Origin of the sequence: Ramlibacter paludis (assembly GCF_022012305.1) — a bacterium.
GTDB lineage: Bacteria > Pseudomonadota > Gammaproteobacteria > Burkholderiales > Burkholderiaceae_C > Ramlibacter > Ramlibacter paludis.
Window position 1 is genome coordinate 374693 of sequence record NZ_JAKLTM010000003.1, and the last position, 13488, is coordinate 388180.

The following is a 13488-nucleotide window of genomic DNA, read 5'->3' on the forward strand; positions in this document are numbered from 1 at the left end:
GCGTCAGCGCTTGAGGGACGGCGCGATCGACTTGGCGCCCGTGGCGTTGACGCCGAGATAGGTGGACAGCGCGGTCAGCGCCTCGGCGCCGAACTCGGGCTCGGGGAAGCGCTGCTGGCGGTAGCAGTCGTTCAGCCGCAGCTGCATGCTCCACATCTGGCCGTTGGACACGCGGTAGGCGGGCCAGGCGGCGAAGCCGACGCCGTCGCCGGGGTTCTTGGTCAGGTTCGGCAGGTCCTGCAGGCGGATGCGCTTGCCGTCCTCGCCATGGCAGGACGCGCAGGCGAAGTCGTGCGTGCCGCCGCGCATGAAGAACAGGCGCTTGCCGACCTGGTAGTACTCGCGCTCCATCGGGTGGCTTTGCGGCAACTTGAAGGCCAGGCCGCGCGATTCGGAAGCGACCCAGGTCGCGAGCGCGGTCACGTTGGCCATCTCGCCGCTGCCGAAAGGCGTCTTCGCGATGTCGGCGGCGTTGAATCCCTGCAGCTTCTCCATGCAGGTCACGAGGCGCGTCTCCAGGTCCTGCACCTTGGCGGTATCGGCAAAGTAGCGAGGCAGTTCGACGAAGGCGCCTTTCACCACGCCCGGGCCCTTGCCCAGGTCGCAGGCTTCCAGCGAGGCGTTCTTCGGGCCGCGCTTCTGCTTCCAGAGCGCTTCGCCCTTGGCCTCGAACAGCTCCGCCGGATTGCCGTCGGCCAGCATGGCGCGGTATTCATCGATCGCCTGCGAGGCGCTTTTCTGCGCCGCCGCGCCGAACGACAGGCTGGACAGCGCAAGCGCCGCCAGCAGGAAGGGAATGCGCATCGTCTCGTCTCCTCTTTGTACTTCCCGGCCGCCTTCAGGCGACGGTGGCTTCGTCGGTGCGGGTCTCGCCCCGGTTGTCCTTCCAGCTGATGCCAACCTTGTCGCCGGCCTTGGCGCCCTTGATCGTGAACTGCAGGAAGGGGTTCTTGGCCACGGCCGGGCCCCATTCCGCGGTCAGCACCGGCTTGCCGTTCAGCGTCGCGGTGACGTCGGTGATGTGCCAGGCCGGGATGGTCTTGCCGGCCGCGTCCTTGCGCTGCCCGGTTTCCATCTCGTGGCTCATGAGGACGCGGACGACCGCGCCGTTGCCCTGCACCTGCGCGCGGATGCGCATCGGATCTGCCATGTTCTGCTCCTTGTTCCGGTTCAGCCGCCGCAGCCGCCGAGGGTGACCTTGATTTCCTTCTTCGCGTAGTACGCCTTGCCGTCGTTGGCGATGGCGACCGCGTAGACGTCGGACGACTGGCCCATCTTGGCGCGCGTCAGGAAATTGGGTTCGATGTTCTCGTTGACGTTGAAGACCGCCACCAGCGTGTTCGGGTTCTTCTCCACCATCAGGGCCAGCATCTTGATGCCGGGGAGGGTGGTGCCGGCGCCGATCGGCACCACGGCGCCGTTCTCGGCGATGTCCGGGCCGGTGATCGTCACGTCCTTGCTCTCGCCCAGGGCGCCGTTGCCGCCCAGGGCCTTGAGCGCCTCCTGGACCGACTTGGCCTCGAAGGCGTTCTTGTTGAACGCATGGGCCGGCGTGGTGAACGCGGCGCCCGCGCCCAGGACCCCGGCCGCGGCCAGGCCCTGCTTCAGCGCATCACGGCGTGTCTGCATGGAATCTCTCCTTTGGAAAACAAATGCTAGGGACCGCGCGGCGTGCGCCGTCCCGGGGAAACCCTTCACCGTGGCGCGCCCGCTGCCAACCAGTTGGCAATGGCGCGCGCTTCGGGCTCGGCGATCTGCTGCGGCGGCATGGGAATCTGGCCCCAGGTGCCGCTGCCGCCTGACTGGATCTTACCGGCGAGGTAATCCGCCTTGCCGGCATGGCGTTTCGCGATGTCCTGCCAGCTCGGGCCGACCAGCTTGGCATCGGGCGCGTGGCAGGCAAAGCAGTTGTTCTTCTGCACGAGCGTGGTCGCGCCGGCGGGCGCCGCAGCCACCGCCGGCGCCGGCGGGGCTCCCGCGGCCAGCGTGGCCGGCCGCGTGGCCACGCCGCGCTGGGCGCCGACGAGGCGGTTCTGGTCCGCAAGGTTGCCGTGCGCGTCGCGGGCGTAGTCCGGCAGCTGCGAGGTGACCTGGACCTGCGCCACGCAGTCCTTCATGCACAGCGGCGCCTTCACGTCGGGCGCGCGTGCCGCCAACTCCGCTCCCGGCCACAGCGCGTGCGCCGTTGTCATGCCCTTGCGGTTCGGCAGCCGGTCCTGCACCTGCTGCATGTTGGCGTTGGACAGCACGAACTTGTCGTCGACCACTTCCGCCAGGTTCAGCATGTAGGCGGTGACGGCGTAGACCTCGTCGGCCGAGAGGGACTTGGGCGAGTTCCAAGGCATCGCGCGGTTGATGTAGTCCCACAGCGTGGAGAGCTGCGAGAGCTTCATCATCGTCGTGCGGCCCGGGTAGGCGCGGTCGTTCAGGCGCGCGACGCGGCCGGTGGCGACGTCGTCGCGGGTCGTGCCGCCCACCAGCGGGTTGAACACCGAGTTCGATTCGCCGAACACGCCGTGGCAGGACGCGCACTTGGCGTCCCACACTTCCTGGCCACGCGCGACGCTGCCGGATCCCGCGGGCAAGCCCTGGAAATCGGGCCGCACGTCGATGTCCCAGGCAGCCACTTCCTTGGGCGTTGCGGCTCGGCCAATGCCGGGGAAGCGCGCTTCCTGCGCCTGAGCCGTCGCGCCGGCCAGCAGCAAGACGGCCAGCGCGAGTTCACGACACCTGGACATTGCGCACCTCGCCGTTGGCCTCCACCTTCCAGGTCTGGATGGCGTTGTTGTGATAGATCGAGCGCGTGCCGCGCACTTCGCGCAGCTGCCGGTAGTTGGGCTGCACGTAGCCGGTGCTGTCGACCGCGCGGCTTTGCAGCAGCGCGGGCCGGCCGTCCCACACCCAGTCGAGGCTGAAGCGGGTGAGGCACTTGTCCATCACCGGGCCCTGCAGCAAGGCCCGGCGCCAGTTGCGGCCGCCGTCGACGGAAACGTCCACCTGTTTCACCGTGCCGCGGCCCGACCACGCGAGGCCGCTGATGCTGTAGAAGCCGCGATCCAGCAGCTGCTGGCCGCCCGAAGGCGTGGTGATCACGCTCTTGCATTCCTGGATGCTGGTGTACTGGCGATGCGTGCCGTCCGGCATCAGGTCGACGTAGTGCACCGTTTCGTCCTTGGTCGCCCAGGGCTGGTCGCCGACTTCCAGCCGCCGCAGGTACTTGACCCAGCTCACGCCTTGCACGCCGGGGACGACCAGTCGTAGCGGGTAGCCGTTTTCAGGTCGCAGCATCTCGCCGTTCTGGCCGTAGGCCACCAGCACCTGGCCGGAGGTGATCAGCTCCATGGGGATGGTGCGGGTCATCGAGGAGCCGTCGGCGCCTTCGGCCAGCAGGAAGCGGCCCTTTTTCAGGTCCGCGCCGGCCATCTCCAGCAGCGTGACGAGCGGCACGCCGGTGAATTCGCTGCACGAGAGCATGCCGTGCGTGTACTGCACGCTGGGCACCGCGACGTTGCCCCATTCCATGCCGGTGTTCGCGCCGCACTCGATGAAGTGGAAGCGCGACACCGAGGGCAGCCGCATGATCTCGTCGAGGGTGAACACCTTCGGCGTCTTCACCAGGCCGTTGACCATCAGCCGGTGCCTGGTGGGATCGATGTCCCACCAGCCCTGGTGGTGCCGCTCGAAGTGCAGGCCGCTGGGCGTGACGATGCCGAACAGCGACTGCAAGGGCGCGAAGGAAACGGAGGCCTGGCGGGTCTGCGTGAGTCCCGGGCTGGGCCGGCGCTGCACGTTGGCCTCGTATTTCGAAGGCTTGCCGTAGCCGTCGGTGGCGACGCCCTGGCCGAGGCCGCGCGAGTGCTCGGGGAGCTGCAGGATGTTGGGATCGCCGTCCCCCTGCGCCCGCGCCGCACCGGCGGCGGTGACTGCCGCGGCTGCAGCGAAGGCGCCGCGCAGGAAATCGCGCCGGCCGCCGCGTGCCTCCTCCTGCACCCGCGCGATGCCGGCGGCGTCCAGGAAATGTTCCGGCGCCTTGCGCAGCCGGCCCTGCCGCGTCGCTTCCCCCATGGGTCTCCTCGTTCGTTGAGGCTTATAAATATAAGCCACAGGCGATATAAAGGACGGAATTTCTACCTATGGATTACCCTATCCATAAGCGGTCACTGAATCAAGGCAGGTCGGACTCGATCGCGATCTGGGTGCAGACGGCGCGGCACAGGGTCACCACGCGATCGTTGACGAGGCGGTAGTAGACCTGCACGCCTTCGCGCCGGCGGCCGATGACGCCGGCCTTGTGCAGCGTGTTCAGGTGCTGCGACATGTTGGGCTGCGTGGTCGGGATGCGCTCCAGCAGTTCGCTGACGTTGCGCTCGCCGTCGCACAGGGCGCTGATGATCTTCAGCCGCATGGGCGCCGACATGACGCGGAAGACTTCCGCGGCGAGCTCGAACACCTCATCCGATTCGGTGACGCTGGCGGCGGGTACGGCGGGAGTGCGCTGGGCGGTGGGCATGGCGGATGGGACAAATCATAACCGCCGCCCCCGTCCCGGCCGTTCGTGGTCGGCCTGGCAGGCCGTGCAGAAAGGCGTCGCCGGCAAGGCGAGCAGGCGGCGCTCGTCGATCTGCTCTCCGCATTCCTGGCACGCCCCGTAGCTGCCTTCGTCCATGCGCCGCAGCGCCGCGCTCACCTGGGCCAGTTCGGTGGTCGCATGGGACAGGGCGACGTCGTCGATGGCCGCCCGGCTTTCCTCGGCGGCCACGTCCTTGAAGTCCTGCACTTCGGTGCCATGGTCGCTCGCCCTGGCTTCCGCGGCATCCTGGAGCAGGGCGCGCAACTCCTGCTGGCGCAGGGCCAGCAGGCCGCGCAGGCGGGCCAGGAGGTCCGGTTCGGGAGGGCTCATGGAAGTGGCTGGAAGGCGGAGAAGCGGGCGCCGGTTCACTATGTTCCCGCGACTGGCGCCCGCACGCAAGCGCCGCGCATCGCCTCGTTGCGAGAGTAGTTACCCTCGATCGTCCCATCGGGCCTTGTGCGCCGGCCGCGGGCCGATGTAGTCTGCACCCAGAAACAACGGAGGGCTCAGTCCATGTTCCAGAAAGTCGTTCCCGTCAACAAGGGGCGCCATGCCGGCAAGAAGGTCAAGGAGGTCAAGGGCTTCGACTTCGCCGCCGGATTCCACCTGGCCTACGTCACGATGCACGAATTCGCGCGGGCCGCATCGATCTTCCCGATCGTCTTCCTGGAAGACAAGGAGAAGGACGAATTCCGGCCGGTCGCCCTGCTGGGCCTCAGCGCCGGCGAGAACCTCTTCGTGGGCAAGGACGGCAAGTGGCAGGCCTCGTACGTGCCGGCCATCATCCGCCGCTATCCCTTCGCCCTGGCCCCGAGCGGCACCGACGGCCAGTACGCGGTGTGCATCGACGAGGCATCCAGCCTGGTGTCCGACACCGAAGGCGCGGCGCTGTTCGACGAGAAGGGCGAACCCACGAAGGTGATCGAGAACGTCAAGCGCTACCTGGGCGAGCTGCAGCAGATGGAGGGGCTGACGCGCGAGTTCTGCAAGTACCTGCAGGCCAGCAACATGTTCACCCCGCTGAACATGCGGGTGCGCGAAGCCAACCGCGTGAAGAACATCTCCGGCTGCTACGTCGTCAACGAGGAACGGCTGAACAACCTCTCCGACGAGAAGTTCCTGGAGTTCCGCGCCAAGCGCTACCTGCCGGCCGTGTACGCGCACCTGATGTCGCTGGCCCAGACCGAGCGCCTGGTCAAGCTGCACGACGAGTCCCATCCGGCGCCCGCCGCCGCGGAACCGGCCACGAAGCCGGCGGCCAAGGCGGCGAAGAAGGCCGCCGCCAGCCAGGCCTAGGGAAACGCCGGAATATCGGGCTCGACGCCTTCGAGGTGCGCTTCGGGATGGAGCGCCTCGAGCCGGGCCTCGATTTCCTCCACGCGCCACATCAGCACGTCCACCATCAGCAGGATGCGGCCCTGCTCGATCTGTTCGGCGAAGCGGCGCAGCCGCTTGCTCGGGGTGGACACGCCGATCATGGTGGAGGTCCAGACGCCGAACAGTGCGCCGGCCAGGGCCAGTGCCGCGATCCAGCCCCATTCGGGCTTGTCACCGAAGACGGGATAGCCGACCGCGATGATCGCGCCGAGGATCGCGCCCAGCGACGCGCCCAGGATCAGGCCGATCTCCGCCGAGCGGATCACGTCGGAGGTCTGCCAGACGTTGGCCGCGTGCAGGCCGCGCATGTCGGCATCCTCCCGCCCCACGAAGAACATGTGGCCCTCGTCGATGCGGGCCAGGAGCAGGTCGTCCATCGTGGCCCGCGCGCTCTCGACGTCGGGCAACATCCAGTAGATTCGTCTGCGCATGGGGTACCTCCCGTTGAAAAACTACTTGTGCGGCGCCGGCTGCGCCGGTGCCGTGCCTGGCGCGAAATACGTGCCGCGGGTGTCGAAGGTGTGCTCCGCTTCCAGCGCGCCTATGCCCAGCAGGACCATCAGCAGCAGCGGCGGGACGACGATCGCGTAGACCAGCGCCAGGCGCTCCCACACCATGTGCATGAAGACGGCGACGATCAGGCCTGCCTTCAGCAGCATGAAGACGATGATCAGCGACCAGCGCAGCAGGCCGTGGAAGTGGAAGTAGTCGACCAGGTAGGAGGCCGCGCTGAGCACGAACAGCAGGCCCCAGATCTTGAAGTAGATCCCCAGGGGATGCTGCTGGCCGTGGCCGGCGTCCGCTTCGGGTTGCGCATGTTCCATGGAACGCTCCCTCGCTACCAGAGGTAGAAGAACGCGAAGATGAAGACCCACACGAGGTCGACGAAGTGCCAGTACAGGCCCATGATCTCGACGATCTCGTAGTTGCCGCGGCGTCCGGTCAGGAAACCGGGCCGCGCGTTTTCCAGGTCGCCGCGCCTGACCTTCGTCGCCACGATGACCAGGAAGATCACGCCGATGGTGACGTGCGTGCCGTGGAAGCCGGTGATCATGAAGAAGGCCGATCCGAACTGCGCCGCGCCCCAGGGGTTGCCCCAGGGCCGCACGCCTTCGCCGATCAGCTTGCTCCATTCGAAGGCCTGCATGCCGACGAAGGTGGCGCCGAGCGCCGCGGTGGCCAGCAGCAGCTTGAAGGTCATCGCACGGTCGCGGCGGTAGCCGTAGTTCACCGCCAGCGCCATCGTCCCGCTGCTGGAGATCAGCACGAAGGTCATGATCGCGATCAGCAGCAGCGGCACGCTCACCCCGAAAAGCGTCAGCGAGAACACCTCGCTCGGGTTCGGCCACGGCACCGTGGTGGAGGCGCGCACCGTCATGTACGAGATCAGGAAGCTGCCGAAGATGAAGGTGTCGGACAGCAGGAAGATCCACATCATCGGCTTGCCCCAGGGCACGTCCTTGAAGGCGCGCTGGTCCGAGGAGACGTCGGCGACGATGCTGTCCCAGCCCTTGGATTCGATGTGCGTGTTCATGGCGTGGTGCAGATCGCCAGCCCGAAGTCGTTGGAGGCAATCAGCAGGTAGAGGACGATCCAGATGACGAACAGGAAGTGCCAGTAGGTGGCGCACAGCTCGATGGCGAGGGTGCTGCGCGGCACGCGCAGGGCGGCCCGCGCCCAGGCCACCAGGCCGCCGAGCACGTGGGCGCCATGGACGGCCGTCAGCAGGTAGAAGAAGCCGGTGGCGGCGCTGGAGGCGACGACATAGCCGGCGCCGTGCAGTTGCCGCCACACCACCAGCTGGCCGGCGAGGAAGGCCAGGGTGAGCGCGCCGCTCGCCAGCAGGCCCTGCAGCACGCGGCGCTGGTTGCCGCGCCGCGCGGCCAGCACGGTCCATTGCATCGCCACGCTGGCGGCGGCCAGCACCACGGTATTGACCATCAGCAGCGGCGGCCGCGGCAGCGGTGCCCAGTCGCCGAAGCTCAGGCGCATCGCATACGCGCTGACGAACAGGGCGAACAACGACGTGGCGACCGCGAGGAAGACCCACAGCGCGGTCTTGGTCGCGGGCCGGGCCGCGATGGGCTCGGCCGCTACCGGCAATGCGGCTTGCGCCTGCCAGGGCTGGACGTTCAAGGTCTGGCGCATCAGCCAGCCGACGATCACGGCCATCAGCAGCGAGAGGACGACCAGGCCGATGGTCATGGCGTCGCGCCTTCCTTGCCGACCCAGGCTTCGGCTGCCACTTGCGAGGGCGGCACGTTCTGCGGGATGTAGTCGGTCTTGAGCCCCGGCACGCCGTAGTCGTAGGGCCAGCGGTAGACCGCCGGCAGCTCCTTGCCGAAGTTGCCGTGCTTCGGCGGCGTGTCAGGCGTCTGCCACTCCAGCGTGGTCGCATGCCACGGGTTGCCGCCCGAGGGCTTGCCGCGGAACCAGCTGACGGCCAGGTTGTAGAGGAACAGCAGCTGCGCCGCGCCGACGACGAAGGCCGCGATCGACATCGCGGCACTCAGGGTCTGCGCCGAATCGGGGATGAAGTTGGTGCCGCCGAAAGCGTAGTAGCGGCGCGGAATCCCCATGAAGCCCAGGTAGTGCATGGGGTAGAAGATCGCGTAGGTGCCGACGAAGGTCACCCAGAAATGGATCTTGCCCAGAGTTTCGTCGAGTATGCGGCCGGTGATCTTGGGATACCAGTGGTAGATGGCGCCGAAGACCACCAGCACCGGCGCGATGCCCATCACCATGTGGAAATGCGCCACCACGAACATCGTGTCGGACAGCGGCAGGTCCACCACCACGTTGCCGAGGAACAGGCCGGTGAGGCCGCCGTTGACGAAGGTGAAGATGAAGGCGATGGCGAACAGCATCGGCAGGGTCATGTGGATGTTGCCGCGCCAGAGCGTCAGCACCCAGTTGTAGACCTTGATGGCGGTCGGGATCGCGATGATCAGCGTCGTGGTGGCGAAGAAGAAGCCGAAGTACGGGTTCATTCCGCTCACGTACATGTGGTGGGCCCAGACGACGAAGCTGAGACCGCCGATGATCAGGATCGCCCAGACCATCATGCGGTAGCCGAAGATGTTCTTGCGCGCGTGGGTGGAGATCAGGTCCGAGACGATGCCGAAGGCGGGCAGCGCCACGATGTAGACCTCCGGGTGGCCGAAGAACCAGAACAGGTGCTGGAACAGCAGCGGGTTGCCGCCCGAGTATTCGAGCTGCTTGCCCTTGGAGATGAGGGCCGGCATGAAGAAGCTGGTGCCCAGCGTCAGGTCCAGCAGCATCATGATGGCGCTGACGAACAGGGCAGGGAAGGCGAGCAGCGCCAGGATGGTGGCCATGAAGATGCCCCACACCGTGAGCGGCAGCCGCATCATGGTCATGCCGCGGGCCCGCGCCTGCAGCACCGTCACCACGTAGTTGAGGCCGCCCATGGTGAAGCCGACGATGAACACGGCCAGCGACAGCAGCATCAGGATGATGCCCCAGTGCGCGCCCGGCGTGCCCTCGAGGATCGCCTGCGGCGGATACAGCGTCCATCCCGCGCCCGTGGGTCCGCCGGGTACGAAGAAGCTCGCCACCAGCAACAGCACTGCGGCCAGGTAGACCCAGTAACTGAGCATGTTGACGTAGGGGAACACCATGTCGCGCGCGCCGACCATGAGCGGGATCAGGTAGTTGCCGAAGCCGCCGAGGAAGAGGGCGGTCAGCAGGTAGATCACCATGATCATCCCGTGCATGCTGACGAACTGCAGGTAGCTGGCCGGGTCGATGAAGTGGAAGCGGTTGGGGAAACCGAGCTGCAGGCGCATCAGCCACGACAGCACGAGAGCGACGAGGCCGATCGCCATCGCGGTGGCCGCGTACTGGATCGCGATCACCTTCGCGTCCTGGCTCCAGACGTACTTGCCGATGAAGGTCTTCGGGTGGTAGAGCTCCGCCTCGCCCGTTTCCGCGGGGGGCGCGAATTCCGACTCGTCGTGCGCAACAAAGGCGGCCATGGGGTTTCCTCGGCGAGTCAGCGGGTGTTGATGTAGGCGAGGATGTCGCCGATGGCGCCGTCGTCCGACAGCATCTTCGCCATCAGCGCCATCTGCGCGCCGTGCATGTCCTGGGCATGCGCGCCGCGCACGCCGTCGCGGAAGTTCTGCAGCTGCGTGCCCAGGTACCAGTCGCTCATGCCCTGCAGCCGCGGCGCGTTGGTGGACGCGAGCCCGCGGCCGTCGGCGCCGTGGCAGGCGGCGCAGGTCGCATAGCGCGCGCGGCCGCGGTCGACGTCGCCGCGGATCGTCGGCGCCACCGGCGTGTCGGGCAGCGTGGCGATGTAGGCCGCGACGTTGGCGATGGCCGCGTCGTCGGGCAGCGTGGCCGCCATGGGCGCCATCTGCCGGCCGGCGGCATCGCGCTCGTCGGCACCGCGCGTGCCCTGCTTGAACTGGTGCAGCTGGCGTTCGAGGTACCAGGCGCCCTGGCCGGCCAGGCGCGGCGCGCGCAAGGCGAAGTTGCCCTCGCCCTGCATGCCATGGCAGCCGGCGCAGACGGCGAAGCTGGCCTTGCCGGCGACCGCATCACCCTTCGCGCGGGCGCTCACCTGGGCGAACGTGGGCTGGTGATCCAGCCAGGCCTGGAACGGCGCGGGGTCCTCGACGACGATGCGCCCGCGCATGGCGAAGTGGCCGACGCCGCACAGCTCCTCGCACAGCAGGTCGAAGTTCCCGGCGCGCGTCGGCGTGAACCACACGTAGGTCACCAGGCCGGGCACCAGGTCCATCTTCACGCGGATCTGGGCCACCGAGAAGTTGTGCAGCACGTCCTTGGACCGCAGCAGCAGCTTGACCGGCGCGTTCATCGGCAGGTGGAGCTCGGGGCTGGTCACCAGCACGTCGTCGCGGCCGTTCGGATCGTCCGGGCTCATGCCGAAGGGGTTCTCCGGCGTGACGAAGCGCGCGTCCACGCGCCCGAGGCGGCCGTCCTTGCCGGGCATGCGGTACATCCAGTTCCATTGCTGCGCGACCACTTCCACCACCGCGGCGTCGGCCGGCACGTCGACGAACTTGGCCCACACGAACAGGCCCGGCGCGAGCATGGCGGCGACGCCGAGCGTGGTGACGATCAGCAGGCGCCATTCGAGCTTCTTGTTTTCCGGCTCGTAGGCCGCGCGCGACTCGGGATTGTGGCGATAGCGCCAGATCGCCAGCGCGACGAAGCCCGACACCGCGACGAACACCGTTCCCGTCACCCAGAAGGTGATGCTGATCGTCTGGTCGATGGTCCCCCAGTTGGACGCCAGCGGCGTGAAGTACCAGGGACTCAGGAAATGGAACAGCACCGACCCGAGGGCCAGGACGATGAGGACGATGGCGAGCGCCATGGCTCAGGGTTCCGTCGGGACTCTCTTCAGCCTCCAGTACAGCAGGGCCGTGACGCCGCCGAAGACGACGTGCGCCGCCAGCGTGTCCAGCCCCCGCAGGTCGCCCAGCCAGGGGAAGAAGGCGACCAGCACGTTGAAGTTGACCAGGTAGAGGAGGGTGCCGAGCACCGCTCCGGTGACGAGGGCGCGCGCCGGCGTTTCCAGGTGCAGCTGCGCCATGATGGCCGCCATCACCAGGCCGAAGGCGATGCCCAGGAGGTAGTGCGCGACGAGGGCGATCGCGACCACGCCGAGGCTGAAGCGGTAGCCGGAAGTCACCAGGCTGTCGGCGCCCAGGAAGATGGGCGCGATCATGTGCGATGTTCGCCAGGGACCGTGCGCATTGAACAGCGCCGACCAGACGAGGTCGAGCACCATCAGCACCGCGCCGGCCGCGAACCCGGAGACCGCCGCAGCGGTCCAGTCGGTCGCACGCCAGTGCCAGCCACGCGATTCGAGGAGAGTGTCCATGGTGACCTCCCTGTGCGCGATTTCGCGGCACGCACTCCGCACTTTTTGTTGTACACCCGAAGATGTACAAGTGCAAGTGGCTTATCGGAACGCGATGGGCTGTTCGATGGAAGGCGCGCGCGCAGCGCGTGCGCGCAGCTGGCCGCAGCCGCCTTCGACGTCCTGGCCGGCGGACTGCCGCAGCTTGGTCAGCACGCCGCGTCTATGCAGGGTCCGCGCGATCTCCGCGGCACGCTCCCACGTCGGCCGGCGGAAATCCAGGCCATCGACGGCGTTGTACGGAATCATGTTCAGCACGCCGTACTTGCCCGCCAGCAGCCGGGCGATGCCTTCGAGTTCGTCGTCGCCGTCGTTGATGCCTTCGAGCAAGGTCCACTGGTACTGGATCGGGTAGCCGGTGGCCCGCGCATAGCGTTCGCCGGCCGCCACGATTTCTTCCGGCGTCATGCGCGGCGCGCGCGGCAAGAGCTGCTGGCGCAGGTCCGGCTTGGTCGTGTGCAGCGACAGGGCCAGCGCCGGCTTGACCGCGCCTTGCGGCAGGCGCTCGAAGACGCGCGGATCGCCGACCGTCGAAAACACCAGGTTCTTGTGGCCGATGTTGCCGGCGGTGCCGAGCAGCTCGATCGCTTCCAGCACGTTGTCCAGGTTGTGGGCCGGCTCGCCCATGCCCATGAAGACGACCTTCTTGACCGGCCGGCGCGTGCGTGCGAGGGCGACCTGGGCCACGATCTCGGCGCTTCCGACTTGCCGGATCAGGCCGTCGCGGCCCGTCATGCAGAACTGGCAGCCGACCGCGCAGCCGACCTGGCTCGAAACGCACAAGCCATCGCGCGGCAGCAGCACGCTTTCGACGGTCTGGCCGTCGGCCAGTGCGACCAGCAGGCGCTCGGAACCGTCGGCGCCGGGATGTGCCGATTGCAACCGGACGAGGCCCTGGAGTTCGGATTCGATCTGCGGCAAGGCAGCCAGCAAGGATGCCGGCAGGAAATCGGCCGGCCGCCGCTTGCCGCTGTCCTGCGGCAAGGCCTGCGTCCAAAGCCGCAGCACCCGCCGCTCGTGGGCAGGGCCGGCGCCGGCGGCGCGGAGGCGCTGCCTCAAGTCTTCGATCCGCATGGCCTCGATCTTAACGGCTCCATGATTTTACATAATACACATCGTATCAAGTTGACTATGCAGTCCAGCCAAGTCCTGCTTTCAGTTACGCCGAGCCCCCAAGCACTGCAAACACCTGTAAAAAGCTGAGCGTGCCGCCAGCCGAGGCGGCGTCTGATTGGGAGACTTCCACGATGTTCACGATGACAAGATTGTTCCTTCTGGCGGCCACCGCCGCCGTCCTGGCCGGCTGCGCCTCCAGCCCGCCGGCCGGCCCGCCGGGCAAGCACCTGGTGTACCGGGATTCTTCCGGCAACGCGATCCGCCAGTTCGATTATCCGGACGACGCCTTCTGCCGCCGCGTGGAATCCGCCGCCGGCCGCGGCGCGCGCTGCCAGGCCGAACCGGCCGCGGGCCTCGGCGCCCAGGCCACGCTGCGCTACAACCCGCCGGGCGTCATCGTCCACGGCCACTACGCCGACATGGCCCGCTGCCGTGCCGACACCGGCACGATGTCCGCCGGCGTGGAGCTGGTGCAGGCCTGCGTGGCCAAGTAAATCTACTTGAAGTA

Annotated in this window: 17 protein-coding genes; 2 read left to right on the forward strand and 15 right to left on the reverse strand. The window is 67.6% G+C overall.

What is annotated here, in order from left to right:
* Nucleotides 1-3: 3 nt before the first annotated feature.
* The 7 genes from soxA to LZ009_RS12295 form a co-directional block, all read right to left on the reverse strand.
* Entirely contained in the window at nt 4-804 is an 801-nt protein-coding gene (soxA, locus tag LZ009_RS12265; protein WP_275698213.1) for a sulfur oxidation c-type cytochrome SoxA, read from the reverse strand.
* Nucleotides 805-838: 34 nt separating this feature from the next.
* Nucleotides 839-1150 (reverse strand): thiosulfate oxidation carrier complex protein SoxZ, encoded by a 312-nt coding sequence (gene soxZ, locus LZ009_RS12270; RefSeq protein ID WP_275698214.1) that lies wholly within the window; start codon nt 1148-1150, stop codon nt 839-841.
* Between the two features lie 20 nt (nt 1151-1170).
* The gene (soxY, locus tag LZ009_RS12275; protein ID WP_275698215.1) at nt 1171-1629 is read right to left on the reverse strand and encodes a thiosulfate oxidation carrier protein SoxY; all 459 of its coding nucleotides are present in this window, start codon (nt 1627-1629) and stop codon (nt 1171-1173) included.
* A 65-nt stretch (nt 1630-1694) separates the two neighbouring features.
* Nucleotides 1695-2738 carry a c-type cytochrome gene (locus tag LZ009_RS12280; RefSeq protein ID WP_275698216.1) on the reverse strand — a complete coding sequence of 348 codons (1044 nt, stop codon included), beginning with the start codon at nt 2736-2738 and terminating at the stop codon, nt 1695-1697.
* Complete coding sequence (gene soxC, locus LZ009_RS12285) at nt 2722-4065, reverse strand: sulfite dehydrogenase (RefSeq protein WP_275698217.1); 1344 nt, start codon at nt 4063-4065, stop codon at nt 2722-2724. The genes LZ009_RS12280 and soxC overlap by 17 nt, the downstream gene beginning before the upstream one ends.
* 100 nt (nt 4066-4165) lie before the next feature.
* On the reverse strand, nt 4166-4510 hold the full coding sequence (locus LZ009_RS12290) for an ArsR/SmtB family transcription factor (protein WP_275698218.1): 345 nt from the start codon (nt 4508-4510) through the stop codon (nt 4166-4168).
* A 15-nt stretch (nt 4511-4525) separates the two neighbouring features.
* Nucleotides 4526-4900, reverse strand: a complete 375-nt coding sequence (locus tag LZ009_RS12295) for a TraR/DksA family transcriptional regulator (protein WP_275698219.1) — start codon at nt 4898-4900, stop codon at nt 4526-4528.
* A gap of 183 nt (nt 4901-5083) precedes the next feature.
* Here LZ009_RS12295 and LZ009_RS12300 point away from each other — a divergent pair, with 183 nt between their 5' ends.
* Nucleotides 5084-5866, forward strand: a complete 783-nt coding sequence (locus LZ009_RS12300; RefSeq protein ID WP_275698220.1) for a SapC family protein — start codon at nt 5084-5086, stop codon at nt 5864-5866.
* Here the strand turns inward: LZ009_RS12300 and LZ009_RS12305 are convergent.
* The 8 genes from LZ009_RS12305 to LZ009_RS12340 all read right to left on the reverse strand — a co-directional run bounded on the left by LZ009_RS12305 (nt 5863) and on the right by LZ009_RS12340 (nt 12938).
* Entirely contained in the window at nt 5863-6378 is a 516-nt protein-coding gene (locus tag LZ009_RS12305; RefSeq protein WP_275698221.1) for a DUF1269 domain-containing protein, read from the reverse strand. The genes LZ009_RS12300 and LZ009_RS12305 overlap by 4 nt on opposite strands.
* A gap of 21 nt (nt 6379-6399) precedes the next feature.
* On the reverse strand, nt 6400-6771 hold the full coding sequence (locus tag LZ009_RS12310) for a cytochrome C oxidase subunit IV family protein (RefSeq protein ID WP_275698222.1): 372 nt from the start codon (nt 6769-6771) through the stop codon (nt 6400-6402).
* Nucleotides 6772-6785: 14 nt separating this feature from the next.
* Nucleotides 6786-7481, reverse strand: a complete 696-nt coding sequence (locus tag LZ009_RS12315; protein ID WP_275698223.1) for a heme-copper oxidase subunit III family protein — start codon at nt 7479-7481, stop codon at nt 6786-6788.
* The gene (locus LZ009_RS12320; protein ID WP_275698224.1) at nt 7478-8152 is read right to left on the reverse strand and encodes a cytochrome c oxidase subunit 3; all 675 of its coding nucleotides are present in this window, start codon (nt 8150-8152) and stop codon (nt 7478-7480) included. Before LZ009_RS12320 ends, LZ009_RS12315 begins: the two co-directional genes overlap by 4 nt.
* The gene (locus tag LZ009_RS12325; protein ID WP_275698225.1) at nt 8149-9945 is read right to left on the reverse strand and encodes a cytochrome c oxidase subunit I; all 1797 of its coding nucleotides are present in this window, start codon (nt 9943-9945) and stop codon (nt 8149-8151) included. The genes LZ009_RS12320 and LZ009_RS12325 overlap by 4 nt, the downstream gene beginning before the upstream one ends.
* 17 nt (nt 9946-9962) lie before the next feature.
* Entirely contained in the window at nt 9963-11315 is a 1353-nt protein-coding gene (locus LZ009_RS12330; RefSeq protein ID WP_275698226.1) for a c-type cytochrome, read from the reverse strand.
* A 3-nt stretch (nt 11316-11318) separates the two neighbouring features.
* Nucleotides 11319-11825 (reverse strand): hypothetical protein, encoded by a 507-nt coding sequence (locus LZ009_RS12335; RefSeq protein WP_275698227.1) that lies wholly within the window; start codon nt 11823-11825, stop codon nt 11319-11321.
* Between the two features lie 81 nt (nt 11826-11906).
* On the reverse strand, nt 11907-12938 hold the full coding sequence (locus LZ009_RS12340) for an RNA methyltransferase (RefSeq protein WP_275698228.1): 1032 nt from the start codon (nt 12936-12938) through the stop codon (nt 11907-11909).
* A 182-nt stretch (nt 12939-13120) separates the two neighbouring features.
* Here LZ009_RS12340 and LZ009_RS12345 point away from each other — a divergent pair, with 182 nt between their 5' ends.
* Entirely contained in the window at nt 13121-13474 is a 354-nt protein-coding gene (locus LZ009_RS12345) for a hypothetical protein (RefSeq protein ID WP_275698229.1), read from the forward strand.
* Nucleotides 13475-13488: the final 14 nt, after the last annotated feature.